Here is a 16134-nt window from a genome sequence, read left to right as displayed (position 1 = left end):
GACCGCGACGAGGGGGACGGGGAACGGGAACGGGGAGGGACCGGGCTGCGGGCGCCCGATCCCTCCCCGAGGCGGAGGCTAGGCCTCCTGGTCCTCACGGCGACGGCTGCGGGCGATCAGGAGCGAGCCGAGGCCGAGGGCGACAGCACCTCCCGAGAGCAGCAGCCAGGAGCCGGTCTCCACTCCGGTGGAGGGGAGGCCGCCGGGGCCGGTCGGTGCGGTGATCGGCGCGGCCGTGGCGGTCGGTCCGGCCGTCGGCACGACGGTGGGCTCCGGGGTCGACGTGGGCTCCGGGGTCGACGTGGGCTCGGGGGTCGACGTGGGCTCCGGGCTCACGGTCGACTCGGGCGTCGCGGTGGGCTCGGGCGTCGCCGTCGGCTCAGGCGTCGCCGTCGGCTCGGGAGTCGCGGTCGGCTCCGGTGAGCCGGTCGGCTCCGGCGTCGGCGTGGGCTCCGGGGTCCCCGGCAGCTCGACGGCGGCGCCCTCCGGCGCCACGGCGAGCAGCGCCCGGGCGACGTCGCTGAACGCTCCGACCGGGTGGTTGCGGAACACCGGCGAGGTGCCGAAGAGGAAGCCCTCGGTGCCCGACTCCGTCGAGAACGAGACGGCCGAGGCCTGCCCGGCCGCGTCGCTCCGGGACTGACCCTCGGAGTCGACCCAGTGCCCGGCGACGAACGTGCCGTCCTCCGAGTAGCTCTGCTCGACCGCGACGGACGCGTCGAAGCCGGCGAACCACAGTGCCGGCGAGACGAACGCGGTGTCCTGCGGGTAGTCGCCGAGGACTCCGCCGGCGGGCGTCTCGACCGAGACGATGCCGTTGGAGCCGCTGGTGCCTGTCTGCGCGGTCAGCTCGGCCAGGCCGAAGTCGGACACGAAGGCCGCTCCTGCGCCGCCGCGGCCGACGACGTCGCCGCCCGCTGCGAGGAACTCCTCGACGACGGTGCGGCCCACGGCCTGCTCCGGGGTGAAGGAGAGGGCGCGTCCCACGTAGAGCACGTCGGCGCCCTCGAGGGTCGCGGTGCCCGCGGTGAGCGCGGCCGCGTCGACGGCGACCGCGTCGGCGAAGCCGAGCTTGGCCAGCGCGTCGCGGTCCTCGTTCGTGCCGGAGTAGGCGACGCGGAGGGCGTCGAGCGCCTTCCCGTCCTCGGCGCGCACGCGGTCGGCGGTGGTCGCCGTGAAGTCGACGCCGACGGCGGCGGCGGCTCCCTCGGCGGCCGCGAGCCCGGCGGCGTCTGCACGGAGGGCGATCGTGCCGTCCTCGAACTGCTCGAGGGCGACGCCGTCGGCCAGCAGCGCGTTGACGGCCTGGTACTCCAGGACGCCGCGCGGCTCGAAGGCGAGGTAGTCGGCGCCTGCCGGGACGGAGCCGACCGGAGCCACGGCGGTCACCGGCTCCAGATCGACGGCCGGGAGGGCGTCGGTGGTGGAGCCGATCGCCTGCACGTCGGCGCCCCAGAGGAGCGAGAGGCTCCAGGCCGAGACGTCGTACATCTCGGGCACGCGGCTCGAGATGTCGCTGCCGTCGGCGAGGAGGACGTTGGCGAGGCCGCGGACCGACTGGTGCATGTCGACCAGGTAGGTGCCCGCGGGGTAGGAGACTCCTTCGACGCTCGTGGCGGCCGTGGTCCGCGACACCTCGACGCCGTGGGCGAGCAGCTGCGCGACGAGGGTCTCGGCGTCCGAGACGGAGCGCTGCGTGCCGTCGACGGGGATGACGTAGGCGCGCGGGTACTCGGTCGTGTAGACGTCGGTCTCGTCCCAGATCTCGGTCCACTCGGTCGGCACGCCCGCGGGCAGGTCGGCCGCGGAGACGTCGGCGGGGATCTCGACGGCGGGGGCGCCGGTGACGCCGCGCTCGAAGATGGCGACCTGGTTGCTCAGGAGCGCGTCGCGGTTGGCCTCGATGTAGTCGACGGAGGCGTCCATGACGATCCCGGCGACCTCGACGTCGATGTCCGCGTTGGCCTGGCCCTGGGCGATCTCCTCCGGAGTGCTGTTGGCCGTGCGGCCGAGCGGAAGCTCCACCGTGTTGGTGATCGCGCCCTGGAAGGCGACGTACTGCGGGGCGAAGATGGGGGGCCAGTCGTCCCAGCCCGCGCGGATGTCGCGGTAGGGGATGAGGATCTTCCCGGTGTTGTCCGTCGTGGCGCTGCCGTCCTCGGCGAGGTAGGTGTTGCCGGGCACGTCGGCCTCGACGACGCGGCGCTCGATCTCGAGCGCGGTCGCGTACGCGTGCGGGAGGAAGAGGTCGTACTCGTAGTTCTCGCCGTGCGGCGGGCCGCAGGGCTCGACCTGGAGGATCCCGGTGTAGCCGTGGATGTCGATGAAGTACGTGGGCTGGAGCACGCTCGAGAGGTCGCGGATCACGGCCGCCTCGCTGGTGGCTCCGGTGATCATGTCGCGGTTCGGGTCGTAGCCCGCGGCGACGGCGCGCTGGCCGAGGGCGCGGCCGTCGGGGTTGTTGGTGACGGTGAAGTAGAGGCGGTTGCCCTCGAGCAGCGCCTCGGTCTCCGCGTCCTCGGCGGTGGCGACGCCCTCGATGTACTCGAGGATCGCGTCGCTGCCCTCCCACTCGTTGCCGTGGATGTTGCCGTTGAACCAGACCGGCACCTTGTAGCCGTCCATCAGCTCGGCGTCGGCGGCCGCGGCGGCGGGCTCGTACTTGAGCCGGTCGCGCCACTCGGCCTGCTGCGCCGTCTCGGCCTCGGTCTCGGGGGCGGTGACGGTGACCAGGTAGATGTCGCGGCCGAGGCCGGACTTCCCGACCACCTGGGTCGAGACCCGGTCGGAGCGGGCGGCGAGCGCGTTCAGCTGCGGCGCGATGGCGTCGTAGGGGGTGACTCCGCGCAGGAGCGAGGCGTCGGTCGGGTCGACGGGCACCTCGGTCAGCGGGGTCTGCTGCGGGTAGCTGGTCGGCACCGCGATCAGAGCGGACGGCGGACGCACGATGTCCACGCGGGTGTAGTCGGCGGGTGCTGCGGTCGTGGCGGTCGCCGGCGGGGCGACCAGGAGACCGCCGGCGGCGAGCGCGAGCGCGGCGCATCCGGAGGCGAGGGCGGTTCGAGATCTCAAGCGGAGTTCTTCCCTTGTCGAGGCGTGACGGAACGGATCGGGCCCCCGTCGGCGTCTGTATCTCCGAATCGGATGTGAACCCTCTCAGGAAGATAGAGGCTCCATGTTTCCGTCACGTGTCGGCCGGGTCACCTCCGTGAGATGCCTCTTCGGTACGCCTCGCCCGGCGACTCGAGTGCCCGAGTGGCATCCGGCGAGAGGAGGAAGGAGGGCCCGGTCAGAGGAAGAGGGAGAGGACGAGCGTGGCGCCGAGCGCGAGGACGGAGGCGAGGGAGACGCCGACGGTCACGGACTTGAGGGCGCCGCGGACCGACTGGCCGAGGAAGCTCTGCAGCAGCCAGAAGGTGTTCGAGGTGACGTGGATGCAGAACAGCGCGCCGGACCCTGCGGCGAGTGCGATCAGCAGCGGGTCGAGGCCGAGTGTCGCGGCGACCGGTGCGACGACTCCGGCCGCCGTGATCGCCGAGAGGGTGACCGAGCCGACCGCGATGTGCAGCACGGCCGCCATCACCCAGACGAGCAGCAGCGGCGCGGTCGCCGAGGTCGAGAAGTAGCCCTTCAGGATCTCGCCGAGGTCGCCCTGCGCGATCACCGCGGCGAGCGCCCCGCCGACGCCGGTGAGCAGGAAGATCTGCCCGCCGTCCTGGAAGCCCTTGGCGACCGCCTTCTCCATCCGCGCGGTTCCCACGGTGGACCGGCCGACCACTCCGGTGCCGATCACGGCGAGGAGGAGCGCGATGACGGGGTTCCCGAGGAACTGCAGCACCGGCAGCTCGATCCCGGAGACGGTGAGCACCGCCTGCGCGGCGATGAGCAGGAGGGCGAGGAGCATGGGCGCGAAGAGGAGCAGGAGCGGGCGCTCGCGGGCGGCGTGGGCGTCCTGCGCTCCGGCGGGACCCGCCGCGTCCTCGACGGACGAGCCGGACGAGCCGCCCGATGCCGCTCCGGCTCCGCTCGAGGACGCCCCGCCGCTCCCCCGCGCTCCGAACGACGGCAGCCGTCCGACGTCCGCGGCGGGCGACGCCCCCACCGTCGCGAGCCCGGTCGTGTCGTCGCGCACGACCAGCTGCTCGTCGCGCGCCGGGTCCCAGAAGCCGAGGCGGAACGCGAGCGACATCAGCAGGATCGTGACCACGACCGTCGGCGCCACCACCGCGAATCCGCCGAGCATCATCACGCCCAGCGGCACGCCGAGCAGCCCCGCGAGCGCGACCGCGGCGAAGCCGGGCACCATCATCACGATGCCCGTCTCGAGCCCGACGGCGAAGGTCACGGCGACGATGCCGGTGCCCGCGCGCCCCAGCCGCGGCGCGATCCGGCGGGCGAGCGGGGCCGCGATCACGATCAGCGCGTCGACGAAGATCGTCTGCAGGTAGGTGGCGAAGGAGAGGCCCAGCGCGTAGGGGATCCCTCGGCGGCCGAAGACGCGCAGCAGGCCCTCGACGAGCCGGACGACGGCGCCCATCTCGTTGAGCATCGCGCCGATGAGCACGCCCCAGCCGATCAGGAGGCCCGCCTCCATCATCACCTCGCCGAAGCCGGTGGTCATCGTGGAGACGGTGTCGACGGGGCCGAGCCCGGTGAGCAGGCCGATCGCGGCGGCTCCGACGGCCAGCGCCAGCACCGGGTTGAACCGGAAGCGCACGATCGCGACGACGACCGCGACGATCACGAGAGCGACGACGCCCAGGGTGTACCACTCGGGCATGACGTCCTCCTCCGCCCGCGACTGCGCGTGCCGTCACACCCTAGGGGACCGCCGCGCACCCCCTCGCCCCCGCCGGCACGGGGCCCTAGCGTGGACGCATGGCACTGACGCTCCCCGAGCCCCGACTCCCCTCCCTCCTCGACTCCCCCGTCCTGCGCTGGGGGGTGATCGCGCCCGGCTCGATCGCCGGCTCGTTCGTCGAGGCGCTGCAAAAGCACACCCGGCAGCGCGTGGTCTCGGTGGGCTCCCGCTCGCTGGAGCGCGCGGAGCGGTTCGCGAGCCGGTTCGGGATCGAGCGGGCCTCGGCCGGCTACGAGGCCGTGGTCGAGGATCCGGAGGTCGACGTGGTCTACATCGCGTCCCCGCACTCGGAGCACGCCCGCCAGGCGCTGCTCGCCATCGCCGCGGGCAAGCACATCCTGGTCGAGAAGCCGTTCGCGCCGACCCCGGGCGAGGCCGAGATGATCGTGCACGCCGCGCGCGACGCCGGAGTCTTCGCGATGGAGGCGATGTGGATGCGCTACCTGCCGCACATGGACGTCGTGCGGCAGCTGCTCGCCGACGGGGCGGTCGGCGCGCCCGCCGTCGTCTCGGCCGACTTCGGCGCCGCCTTCGACTTCGACCCCTCCAGCCGCATCTTCGACCCGGCGCTCGCGGGCGGCGGCCTGCTGGACGTCGGCGTCTACGCCTCCTCCTTCGTCTCGATGGTGGCGGGCACCCCGCAGAGCACCGTCGTCGCCGGCAGCATGACCTCGACCGGCGTCGACGCGACCGCGACGATCGTCGGCAGCCACGCGCACGGGGTGCAGTCGGTCGCCACCTCGACCGTGCTGGCCGACACCCGCCACGCGGCGAGCGTCGCGGGGCGGGCGGGGCGGATCGACGTGCACCCGTCGTTCTGGACGCCGGGCGGCGTGACGCTCACCCGCGGCTCCGAGAACGGGTCGTGGATCGACGAGACGCCGCTCCAGGGCGGCGAGGGCCTCGCCTGGGAGGCGCTGCACGTCGCGCAGTACGTGACGGAGGGGCGCACCGAGTCGCCGCTGCACCCGCTCGACGAGGTGGTCGCCGTGGTGCGGACCCTCGACGACGCGCGCCGCCGGCTGGGCGTCTCGGTGTAGGGCGGGCGGCGGGAGACCGCCGTCCCGGCCCTCAGCCCGCCGGCAGCTCGACGCGGAAGCTCGTGCGCCCCGGCTCGGACGCGACGATGACGCGCCCGCCGTGGGCGTCGACGACCGCCGCCACGATCGCCAGGCCCAGCCCCGTCGATCCGGTCGTGCGCGCTCGGGAGGAGTCGCCGCGGGCGAAGCGCTCGAACAGCACCGGCACCAGCTCCGGCGCGATGCCCGGGCCGGAATCGGTGACCGTCACGACTGCGATCGGCCGCCCCTCCGACACCTCCTCGGCGAGCGCCGCCACGACCCGGGTGCCGGGGGGCGTGTGCACGGTCGCGTTCCGCAGCAGATTGGCGACCACCTGGTGCAGCCGGAAGCCGTCGCCGCGGATCTCGATCGGCTCCTCGGGGAGCTCGAGGTCCCACTCGTGGTCGGGGCCCGCGGCGTGCGCGTCCGACAGCGCCTCGATCACGAGCAGCGTCAGGTCGACGGGCTCCTTCTCGAGGTCGCGGCCCTCGTCGAGGCGGGCGAGCAGGAGGAGGTCCTCGACCAGCGAGGTCATCCGGGTGGCGGCGGACTCGATCCGGTCGAGGGAGTAGGCCGCCGACTCCGGCAGCTCGGTCCCGCCGCGCCGGGGCAGCTCCGCGTAGCCGCGGATCGCCGCGAGGGGAGTGCGCAGCTCGTGCGAGGCGTCGGCGACGAACTGCCGCACCTTGTCCTCGCTCGCCTGCCGCGACTCCAGAGCACCGGTGACGTGGTCGAGCATGCGGTTGAAGGCGGCGCCGACGCGCCCGACCTCGGTGCGGGTGTCGGCGTCCTCCTCCGGGACCCGCTCGACCAGCTCGACGGCGCCGCGGTCCAGCGGCAGCTCGGCCACGCGGGTCGCCGTCGCCTCCACCCGCTCCAAGGGCCGCAGTGCCACGCGGATGATCGCGGTGGCGACGAGGGCGACCAGCAGCATCGCCAGCAGCACCACCACGACGACCACCCAGGTGAGGGAGGCGAGCGTCTCGGCGACCTCGCCCAGGGGGACGCCGACGACGACGACGGAGCCCTCGACCGCCGCCGCGCGCACGCGGTAGGTCCCGAGGCTCCCGGGCAGCTCGATGGTCGCCTCCTCGCCCCCCGCGGCGACGGCCGCCGCGAGCACCGAGTCGGCCGGGTCCGAGAACTGCCGGCAGACCCCGTCGGCGTCGACGTAGGCGCCGATGAAGGAGCCGTCCGAGCCCTGGACGGCGGTGATGGTGCTGAGGTTCTGGCTCGGGCCGCCGCCGAAGGATCCGCTCGGGCAGGTCGTGGCCTGCTCGATCGCGCTCGACCCGCCGAAGCGGCTCGGCCCGTCGAAGTCCTGGAGGCGCGTGACCGACTGGCTGAGCGACGCGTCCGTGCTGCCGTAGAGGATCGAGCGGGCGGAGAGCACGCTGACCGCTCCCACGACGCCCGCCGTCACCGCGACGAGCGCGACCACGGCGACGACCATCCGCCGCCGCAGAGTCCACGGCGCGCGCCGGCCGCGGCGGGAGCTGCGGAGGGCGGAGCGGGTCGCGAAGTCGCCGAGCGACGGGCGGCCGGTGCGGCTCACTGGTCGGCGGGCTTCAGGAGGTAGCCGGCGCCGCGCACGGTGTGGATCATCGGCGAGCGGCCGGCGTCGATCTTCTTGCGCAGGTACGAGATGTAGATCTCGACCACGCTCGACTTGCCGCCGAAGTCGTACGACCAGACCCGGTCGAGGATCTGGGCCTTGCTGAGCACGCGGCGCGGATTGCGCATCAGGAAGCGCAGCAGCTCGAACTCGGTGGCGGTCAGCTCGATCTCGTCGCCGCCCCGGCGGACCTCGTGGCTGTCCTCGTTCAGCACCAGGTCCCCCACGACGACCTCGGGGTCGTCCGCGTCGTTGGCGAGCAGGGTGCTGCGGCGGATGAGTCCGCGCATCCGGGCGACCAGCTCCTCGAGGGAGAAGGGCTTGGTGACGTAGTCGTCGCCGCCGGCGGTGAGCCCGGCGATCCGGTCGTCGAGCGCGTCCTTCGCGGTGAGGAAGAGGACCGGGGTCTCGCTGCCGTCCGCGCGGACCCGCTGCAGGACCTGGAGGCCGTCGATGTCGGGGAGCATCACGTCGAGCACGATCACGTCGGGCCGGAACTCGCGGGTGATCGTGATCGCGGCGCGGCCCTCGGCGGCGGTGCGCACCTCCCAGCCCTCGTAGCGCAGAGCCATCTGGAGCAGGTCGGTGAGGGTGCTCTCGTCGTCGACGACGAGGACGCGGATCGGCGTCCCGTCGGCCCGCTTCAGGCGGGTGCGCTGCGCGGGGGCGAGGTGCTTCGAGGGGACCGGGGTGCTCATGACTCCAGTATCGGGAGTTCCCTATGGATCGGCTATGACCGGCCGATGCCGTCGCTGTGCGCTCCCGATGCGTCCTCCGCGGGATCGGCGTCGAGCTCCTCCGGAGCGATCGCCGCGGTGCGCGCATAGCCGCGGACCCGCCGGTCGATGAAGGTCGCCACCCAGAGCAGGACGCCGATCACGAGCAGCACCCCCGCGATGCCGTACTGGGCGGTGTCGCGTCCCGAGGTGATCGGCAGCACCAGGTAGACGCAGGCGATCGTGCCCAGCACCGGCAGCACGGTGGGGGTCCGGAAGTGACGGTGCTCGACCGGCTGCCGCCGCAGCACCAGCACGGAGACGTTGACGACGGCGAAGACCGCCAGCAGGAGGAGCGACGTGGTCCCGCCCAGGAGCACCGCGATGGGGTCGGAGGGGTCGCGCGACACGTAGGCGGTGAGGAGCAGGGCGATCACCGTCGTGAAGATGATCGCGGCCCACGGCGTGCGCCGTCCGCGCAGCACGTTCTGCAGGAACGGCGGCAGCACGCCCTGGCGGCTCATCCCGTAGAGCAGGCGGCTGGCCATCATCATGTTGATCAGCGCGCTGTTGGCCACGGCGAAGAGCGAGATGAAGGGCAGGAGCGTCGAGATCGGGAAGTCGGGCGCCGCGGCCTCGACGACCGTGACGAGCGGAGTGTCGTTGCCGGCCAGCTCCCCCACGGGGACGATCGCGACGGCGAGCGTGGACACGAGCACGTAGACCACGGCGGTGATGCCGAGACCCGTGAGCATCACGCGCGGGAAGATGCGGCTGGGCTCCTTCGTCTCCTCCGCCATGTTCACGGAGTCCTCGAATCCGACCATCGCGAAGAACGCCAAGGAGGTCGCGGTGCTCACCGCGAGCAGCAGCGACTTGTCCTCCGGCGCCTCGAACGCGACCACCCGCGAGAAGTCGGCCTGCCCGCCGAACACGGCGAAGAAGCACACGAAGATCACGAGCAGCAGGCCCGAGAGCTCGATCAGGGTGAGCACCACGTTCAGCCCGACGCTCTCGGCGACGCCCCGCAGGTTCACCAGGGCGATGCAGACCATGAACACCAGCGCGATGCTCAGCCGCGTCCCCGCGCCGTCCCCGAGCCCGAAGCCGATCGCGAAGTTGCTCGCGAAGGCGCCCGAGGCGGCGGAGGCCGAGGTGATCCCGCTCGCCATCACGGTGAAGCAGACGAGGAACGTGACGAAGTGGATCCCGAACGCCTTGTGCGCGTAGAGCGCGGCGCCCGCCGCCTGCGGGTACTTCGTCACCAGCTCCAGGTAGGAGCAGGCGGTGAGCGTGGCGACGACGAACGCGATCACGAAGGGGAGCCACGCGGCCCCGCCCACCTCGGCCGCGACCTGCCCGGTGAGGGCGTAGATCCCGGTCCCGAGGATGTCGCCGACCACGAACAGCAGCAGCAGCTTGGGGCCGAGCACCCGCTTGAGCTCGGGCGGGGCGGACGTCTCTCTCGTGGCGGTCATCGTCGGCCCCTCCCGTTGCGGATGAGCGCGAGCCTACGACCGCGGGCACCGCCCCGGGAAGAGCGGGCGCCCGGAGAGCAGGAGCCGACGACACCCACCACTCTGCCGTCGCGCCGTGCGCAGCGCAGCCTCCACCTCGCCGGCGGGAGGCTGCGCGAGGCCGGCTGACCGGATGCTGCCACGGCCGGAGCCTGCCCGGACGTCCCGTGGGCCCCCGACCCTCCGCCCCGCGCGGAGCCGGGGGTCCGCCGCATGTCCGGATGCTGCCGTGCCCGGATGCTGATCTGGTGCCGCCGACGGGCCTCCGCGAGGCTCGGAGGACCACGACGAGAGGACGCACCATGACCGCCACTGCACCCGCCGCCAGCCCGCACCTCGGCCCCGTCGCCGCCGGAGGCGCCCTCGCCTGGGCCGCGCTGGCCGCGCTCCTCCTGCTCGGGGAGCCGCACCCCGCGGCGGTCCTCCTGCTCGTGCTCGCGGCCGCCGCCGCGACCTCGCTGAGCGTCGTCGCCGTCGCCCGCCGGCAGCCCCCCGCCCGCCGTACCGGAGTCGTGATCGGTCTCCTCGCCCCCCTCCTCGCGAACGCCGGTCTCACTCCGCTCGCCGCGCTGGTCGGCCCGGCCGTGTTCGGAGCGGTAGCGCTGGTCCTCGCCGGTGAGCTCGCCGTCGTCGCGGTTCTCGCGCGGCGGCGCTGAGTGCGCGCCTCCTACACTCGGGAGGGTCGGGAGAACGGGGGGCCGCCGGTGCTGAGCGAGAACGCGATCGCGCTGTACCTGCACGCGTCCGTGCGCGGAGACTGGTCGCTCGAGAGCGCGTCGGACGAGCTCGGCGTCACCGTCGACGGCCTCCGCGAGGCGCGTGACGAGCTGATCGGGCTCCGGCTGCTCGCTCCGCTGCACGCGGGGGCGGAGTCGCTCGCCACGGCCGCACCGGACATCGCCCTGGCCGAGCTGATCGCCGACGACGAGCGGCGCCTCCTCGAGCTGCAGACCGGGATCACCCGCCGCCGCAGCGAGCTGATGGCCCTCGTCCCCGCCTACCGGAGCGCCCGCAGCGCCCTCGCCGCCGCGGAGCAGGTGGAGGTGATCGAGGACCCGGCGACCGTCCTCCGGCTGCTCCTCGACCTGCAGCGCGGAGCCTCGGAGGAGGTGCTGATCGCCGCTCCCGGCACCAGCAGCGTGGAGCGGCACGAGGCGAGCGACGCCGTCGACCGCGAGCTGCTCGGGCGCGGCATCGCGAGGCGGACGCTGTACCACGACCGCCGCCGCGACAACGCGGCCCTCCGGCGCTCGGTCGCGGAGCTCGAGCCGCTGGGCGCGCGGTTCCGGACCCTCCCGGTGCTGCCCTTCCGGCTGGTGGTCTTCGACCGCTCCCTCGCGATCGTCGCCCGCTCCCGCGACGAGGACGACCGCGCCGCCCTGGTCGTCCGCTCCCCCGAGCTCGCGGCGACCCTGGCGCGCGTGTTCGACGCGGCGTGGGAGTTCGCAGCGCCCCTGCACGCGGCAGGTGCCGAGGAGGAGCCCTCCCTCTCCGCGGTGCAGCGGTCGATCCTGCAGGGCCTCGCCGCCGGGCTCACCGACGAGGCGCTCGCGGCACGGCTGGACCTCAGCGTGCGCACCTGCCGTCGGCACATCGCCGGTCTCTTCGATCTGCTCGGCGCCGAGAGCCGCTTCCAGGCGGGCGCGCTCGCGGCCCGGCGGGGCTGGCTGCCGGTCCGGCCGCGCTGACGCAGGCCGTCGGCGAGCTCAGCGCCGCGGAGCCGGGCGCCGTCCGTCGAGGGCCCGCTCAGCCCGCGTGCGCTCCGAGGAACGCGAGCGCCCGCGGCCAGGCGTCGGTCGCCGCCTCGGCCTGGTAGGTCTGCTCGTTCGCGTCGTTGAAGAAGGCGTGGCCCGCTCCCTTGTAGACGACGACCTCGACGTCCTTGCCCTCGGTCGCCTCGCGGATGCGCGGCACCTGCTCGACGAGGGGAGCGTCCTGATCGCCCAGGAACGCCAGCACCGGCACCTGCAGCGCTCCGAGCTCCTCGGCGGACGCGGTGACGTGCCCGTAGAACGGCACGGCCGCCGCCAGCCGCGGCTCGGCCAGCGCGAGCGCCCACGAGAAGGTGCCGCCGTAGCAGAACCCGGTGACGGAGACGCTGGTCGCGCCCTCCTGGCGAAGGAGCCGCTCGACGAGGGCGCGGAGGATCGCGACGGTGCGCGTCGCGTGCTCCGGAGTGAAGACGGGGGCGAAGAAGGTGCGCAGCTCGACCTGGCGCGGCAGGCGCCGCACCGGGTGGTCGTAGTCGGCGCGCTGCTCCTCGTCGAGCTGCTCGAGCAGGCCGCTGTCGGCCAGGAGCTCGGGGGCGACGACGCTGTAGCCCTCGGCCGCGTAGCGGTCGGCGACCGAGCGGATGTGCCCGTCGACCCCCCAGACCTCGTGGATCAGGATCAGCGCCCGGCCGCCCTCCCCGCTGCGGTACACCGGTACGTCGTGCTCGGCCAGGGTCCAGGTCTCATCGCTCGTGGGCATGCTCGCACCCTAGCCCCGGACCCCGGGATCACGCGTCGTCAGAAGTCGTACTCGCAGTTGCGGAGGTTCGCCACGTCCTCGGTGAGCGTCGGCTCCCCGCCGAGCAGGAACGCGTAGTTCTTCGAGTTGGAGGCCAGGAAGCGCAGCGTCGAGTCGTGCACGCAGTCGCGCTCGGTCAGCAGCACGGACGAGCCCAGGGCCGCCGCCGTCGTCGCTCCCGAGAGGGCGTCGGCGAAGGAGGACCCCGCGGCGAGGAAGACGCTGTCCTGCAGCAGCGACTGGGGGTAGGCGCTGTTCAGCTCGACGCTGGTCTCGTAGCGGTCGCGGCCGGCGATCCTCGAGACCGAGGGGGCGAGGCCGCGACGCTCGAAGTCCGCCACGTACGCGTCCCGGATCGAGGGGTCGCCGCCGAGGAACTCCACGTGCTCCGGCGCCAGATCGCGCACCGCGGTCGCGGTCGCGGAGTCGGCGCCCGAGGTCGCACCGTCGACCAGCAGCACGGGCTGCGCACGCCAGCCGGCGATGGGCGCGGCCGACAGGGCGTCAGGGAAGTTCGTGCCGGTCGCGACGAACATGTTCGAGTAGGGGCCGGTGCCGAAGGCGTCCGCGACGATCCGGCGGGAGGTGTCGTAGCGGTCCGTCCCGCCGATGCGCTCGGTGCCGCCGACGATCGAGCGGATCGCGGACAGGACCCCGGGGCTCACGCTCAGCTCGCTGCCGACGACCACGACCCGCTCCGGGCGGAGGCGGCGGATCTCGTCGGAGACGACCCGCGGCAGGCGGTCGGGATCGGTGAGCAGGAGCGCGCCTCCGAGGGCGGCGGCGGCCGGGCCGGCGCTCAGCGCATCCGGCCAGTTCGCCCCGCTCGCCACGTAGAGCACCGGGATGCCCGGGGAGAAGTAGCCCGTCGCCTCCACCGAGGTCGCGTAGCGGTCCGATCCGGCGAGGCGGCCGGTGTACTGCTGGTAGTCGCTGCTCAGCGAGAGGTCGATCCCGGCGGCCGATCCGCCCACCGGGACGCGCACGTCGCCAGCGTCGCCCGAGCGGAGGACGTGGTCCCAGTAGCTGTCGTCGATCACGTCGTCGCGGCTCGACGCCCGGACGAGGTAGTCGCCGGGGACGACCTGCTGGAACGAGTACGGGTTGTCGCCGCCCGTGATCAGGTCGAGCTCGCCGGTGCGGAAGTAGCCGTCGGTTCCCGGGTCGCGGTACCAGATGTCGACGCGCTGGTCGCCCGCGACGCCGCTCAGGCGTCCCTCGAGCGAGCCCAGCCGTGCGGTGCGCAGCTGCACGCCGGCCGCCGGGGCCTGGAGCGGCTCGGCGCTGCGGGCGACGGCGCTGCCGCCGGACCAGAGGTCGGCGTACAGGTCGGCGTCGTCCTTGATCAGCAGGTAGTAGGTCTGCCCGGCGGTGAGCCCGTCGATGCTGAAGGTGAGGTCGCCGGCGACGGAGTGGTTCCCGAGGAGCCCCGCCTCGCTCGACCAGACCTCGACGTTCAGGAGGGCGCCGCGGGGAGTGGTGGTCGCGATCGAGCCGTCGGCCTCCTCGACCACGACACGGCCGCTGATCGACGCCGCAGCGCTCGCACGGGCGGCGCTCGGCGCCTCGTCCGGCACGGCGGGCAGGGGGGACTCGGCGCTGGGCTGCCAGAGAGGCTGCCCCTCGGGGAGCACGATCGAGCGGGGCGCGTCGGAGGCGGCGCCGAATGCGGCGACGGGGGCGGCCGACGGCGCGGCCGCCGATGCGGCGGAGGCGAGCGGGCTGGAGGTGATCGCCAGGGCGGCGACGAGGACCGCGGAGGCGGCGGACCTCAGAACGAGCGGGGACACGGCGGAGTGCCTGCTTCCAGGAGGAGGTCGCCCTGCGGCCGACCCGGCGGAGGGGATCGCGCTCATGCTAGCGGCGGCCCGCGCCCCGTCGTCCTCCCCGATCAGGGGTCAGGAGACGGGCGGCGCGACGAGGATGTCGTCCCACTCCAGAGCACGCTCGAACCGGAAGCCGTGCCGCTCGTAGAGGCGGCGGGCGTCGCTGCGCTTCAGCACGTCGAGCCGGAAGGGCAGACCCGGCCGCGCCTCCTCCGCCATCACCCGGCGCAGGACGGCGCCGCCGACTCCGCGTCCCTGTGCGTGCGGCGCCAGGTAGAAGTGCTCGATCCAGACCGCGTCCGGCTCGACCCGCGCGGCGATGCTCCCGGCGAAGGCGCCGTCGAGCTCGATCACCCGGGTGAGCTCGGGCCGGTAGCCGTCGAGGAAGCGGTGCCGCACGCGGTGCTCGTCGTAGCGGTCGAGCGTCTCGAGCGACGGGCGCATGACGACCGCGCGCAGCTCGGCGATCGCTGCGGCGTCCTCCGCGGTGGCGGGGCGGAGCGACCAGCCGGCGTCGTCGGCCACGGTCAGCGGCCGCGGGGCTTGCGGGTGCGCCGCACCGCCGGCGCGGACGCCTTGGCGCGGGCCGGCTTCTTCTTGCCGCCGCCGGCCCTCTCCGCCTTCTCGCGCGCCTCCCGCGCCTTCGCCTTGGCGGCCTTCGCCCGCGACTCGACCTTCGGCGTCGCGGCGGTTCCGCGCGTGGTGTTCGCGCTGCGGCCGCGGACGACTCCGATGAAGTCCTCGACGTCGTCGCCCTTGTCGTCCGTCACCCAGGCGAGGCGGACGGAGGAGGGAGCGACGCCGGTCACCGGCACCGCGGTGACGTCCTTGCGGCTGTGCACGCGCGCCACCGACTGCGGCACGATCAGCACGCCCACGCCGGCCGCGACCTGCTCGACCGCGTCGTCGAGGCCGGCCATGCGCGGCAGCGGGCGCCGGGAGCCGTCCGCGAGCTCCTCGGCGACCGCGGCCCACTCCGGCACGTCCTCCGGATCCTGGAGGAGGTGCTCGCCGGCCAGCTCGGCGACGTCGAGCTCCTCCGCAGCGGCCAGGACGTGCTCGCGGCCGACGACGGCGACGGGCTGCTCGTCGTAGAGGTGGATGGAGCTGAGGGCGGAGGAGGAGACGTCGCCGCGGACGAACGACAGCTGCGCGCGGCCGTCGAGCAGCGCCTGCTCCTGATCGCGCTCGGCGACGACGGTGATGCGCAGCGGGAGATCGGAGCGGCGCTGGCCCCAGACGCGGGTCCACTTGGTGGGGGTGACGCCGGGCACGAGGGCGACGGCGAGCACGGGGCCGGCGGGGACGGCGTCCTCGGCGTCGGAGTCGGCGGCGTCGGAGTCGGCGTCGTCGGAGTCGGCGTCGTCGGAGTCGGCGTCGTCGACGTCGCTGTCCTCGGAGTCGAGGTCGTCGGAGTCGCCGTCCTCGGAGTCGCCGTCGGTGTCGTCCGACTCGGTTCCGGCTCCGGCGCCGACCGCACCCGATCCGGCCGACGCGTCGACAGCCGCCGCGTCCGCCTCGCCCTCCGGACGCCCCTCCGCCTCGGGAGCGGCCTGCGGGTCGACGGTCTCGGGCTGCTCGCTCATCCCCTCAGGGTAGGTGGTCCGCGCCGCGCCGGTAGGGTTGCCGCATGGCCAAGGCGACACAGACGATGAAGGCTGCGACCGCGGCGAAGAAGCTGCAGGTCTACCTGCCCGCGACCCCGAAGGAGTTCCAGGAGTCGGCGATCACGCGCGAGCAGTACGACGAGCTCGCCGCGAACCCGCCCGCCTGGCTCGTGCAGCTGCGCGAGGAGGGGCCGCACCCCCGCTCCGTCATCGCCTCCCGGCTGAACGTCTCCATCTCGGGGCTCGCCCGCGGCGGCGTCACCGAGGCGCTGACCACTCCCGAGATCCAGGCCCTGCTCGACGAGGTCCCCGAGTGGCTGCGCGTCGAGCAGAACCGCTACGCGGAGGTCCGCCGCGAGCAGGCCCGCATCAAGTCCGAGCGCGCCGCCAAGGCCGCCGACTGATCGCTCTCCCGCCTGC

At 73.8% G+C, this 16134-nt stretch carries 13 protein-coding genes; 4 read left to right on the top strand and 9 right to left on the bottom strand.

Annotated features, from left to right (window positions below; genetic code table 11):
- Positions 1-78: 78 nt before the first annotated feature.
- Together C5C25_RS04250 and C5C25_RS04245 are read right to left on the bottom strand one after the other, a co-directional pair.
- Entirely contained in the window at positions 79-3072 is a 2994-nt protein-coding gene (locus tag C5C25_RS04250) for a M14 family zinc carboxypeptidase (protein WP_104249816.1), read from the bottom strand.
- Between the two features lie 217 nt (positions 3073-3289).
- On the bottom strand, positions 3290-4780 hold the full coding sequence (locus C5C25_RS04245) for a GntP family permease (RefSeq protein ID WP_104249815.1): 1491 nt from the start codon (positions 4778-4780) through the stop codon (positions 3290-3292).
- 98 nt (positions 4781-4878) lie between these two features.
- On the opposite strand from C5C25_RS04245, the gene C5C25_RS04240 reads away from it, so the two are divergent.
- Positions 4879-5901, top strand: a complete 1023-nt coding sequence (locus C5C25_RS04240) for a Gfo/Idh/MocA family protein (RefSeq protein ID WP_104249814.1) — start codon at positions 4879-4881, stop codon at positions 5899-5901.
- 31 nt (positions 5902-5932) lie between these two features.
- Here C5C25_RS04240 and C5C25_RS04235 read toward each other — a convergent pair whose 3' ends face one another.
- From C5C25_RS04235 to C5C25_RS04225, 3 genes are read right to left on the bottom strand one after another with little or no spacing between them, the layout of a single operon-like run.
- Complete coding sequence (locus C5C25_RS04235) at positions 5933-7477, bottom strand: cell wall metabolism sensor histidine kinase WalK (protein WP_219814375.1); 1545 nt, start codon at positions 7475-7477, stop codon at positions 5933-5935.
- A complete protein-coding gene (locus C5C25_RS04230; RefSeq protein ID WP_104249813.1) occupies positions 7474-8235 on the bottom strand; it encodes a response regulator transcription factor in 762 nt (253 codons plus the stop codon). The genes C5C25_RS04235 and C5C25_RS04230 overlap by 4 nt, the downstream gene beginning before the upstream one ends.
- A gap of 32 nt (positions 8236-8267) precedes the next feature.
- Positions 8268-9731 (bottom strand): APC family permease, encoded by a 1464-nt coding sequence (locus tag C5C25_RS04225; protein WP_104249812.1) that lies wholly within the window; start codon positions 9729-9731, stop codon positions 8268-8270.
- Positions 9732-10072: 341 nt separating this feature from the next.
- Here C5C25_RS04225 and C5C25_RS04220 point away from each other — a divergent pair, with 341 nt between their 5' ends.
- Together C5C25_RS04220 and C5C25_RS16760 are read left to right on the top strand one after the other, a co-directional pair.
- The gene (locus C5C25_RS04220) at positions 10073-10426 is read left to right on the top strand and encodes a hypothetical protein (RefSeq protein WP_104249811.1); all 354 of its coding nucleotides are present in this window, start codon (positions 10073-10075) and stop codon (positions 10424-10426) included.
- Between the two features lie 48 nt (positions 10427-10474).
- Positions 10475-11458 (top strand): LuxR C-terminal-related transcriptional regulator, encoded by a 984-nt coding sequence (locus C5C25_RS16760; protein WP_104249810.1) that lies wholly within the window; start codon positions 10475-10477, stop codon positions 11456-11458.
- 58 nt (positions 11459-11516) lie between these two features.
- On the opposite strand, the gene C5C25_RS04210 is transcribed toward C5C25_RS16760, so the two are convergent.
- The 4 genes from C5C25_RS04210 to C5C25_RS04195 all read right to left on the bottom strand — a co-directional run bounded on the left by C5C25_RS04210 (position 11517) and on the right by C5C25_RS04195 (position 15693).
- On the bottom strand, positions 11517-12242 hold the full coding sequence (locus tag C5C25_RS04210) for a dienelactone hydrolase family protein (RefSeq protein WP_104249809.1): 726 nt from the start codon (positions 12240-12242) through the stop codon (positions 11517-11519).
- Between the two features lie 38 nt (positions 12243-12280).
- Positions 12281-14071 carry a cell wall-binding repeat-containing protein gene (locus tag C5C25_RS04205; RefSeq protein ID WP_104249808.1) on the bottom strand — a complete coding sequence of 597 codons (1791 nt, stop codon included), beginning with the start codon at positions 14069-14071 and terminating at the stop codon, positions 12281-12283.
- A gap of 108 nt (positions 14072-14179) precedes the next feature.
- Positions 14180-14632 carry a GNAT family N-acetyltransferase gene (locus C5C25_RS04200; protein ID WP_258061255.1) on the bottom strand — a complete coding sequence of 151 codons (453 nt, stop codon included), beginning with the start codon at positions 14630-14632 and terminating at the stop codon, positions 14180-14182.
- 2 nt (positions 14633-14634) lie between these two features.
- A complete protein-coding gene (locus C5C25_RS04195; RefSeq protein WP_104249807.1) occupies positions 14635-15693 on the bottom strand; it encodes a LysR substrate-binding domain-containing protein in 1059 nt (352 codons plus the stop codon).
- 44 nt (positions 15694-15737) lie between these two features.
- Here C5C25_RS04195 and C5C25_RS04190 point away from each other — a divergent pair, with 44 nt between their 5' ends.
- Positions 15738-16118 (top strand): DUF5997 family protein, encoded by a 381-nt coding sequence (locus C5C25_RS04190; protein WP_104249806.1) that lies wholly within the window; start codon positions 15738-15740, stop codon positions 16116-16118.
- The last annotated feature ends 16 nt before the right edge of the window (positions 16119-16134 follow it).

This window comes from Rathayibacter sp. AY2B9, assembly GCF_002931595.1.
Lineage (GTDB): Bacteria > Actinomycetota > Actinomycetes > Actinomycetales > Microbacteriaceae > Rathayibacter.
This window is presented reverse-complemented; position numbering and strand designations above follow the sequence as displayed.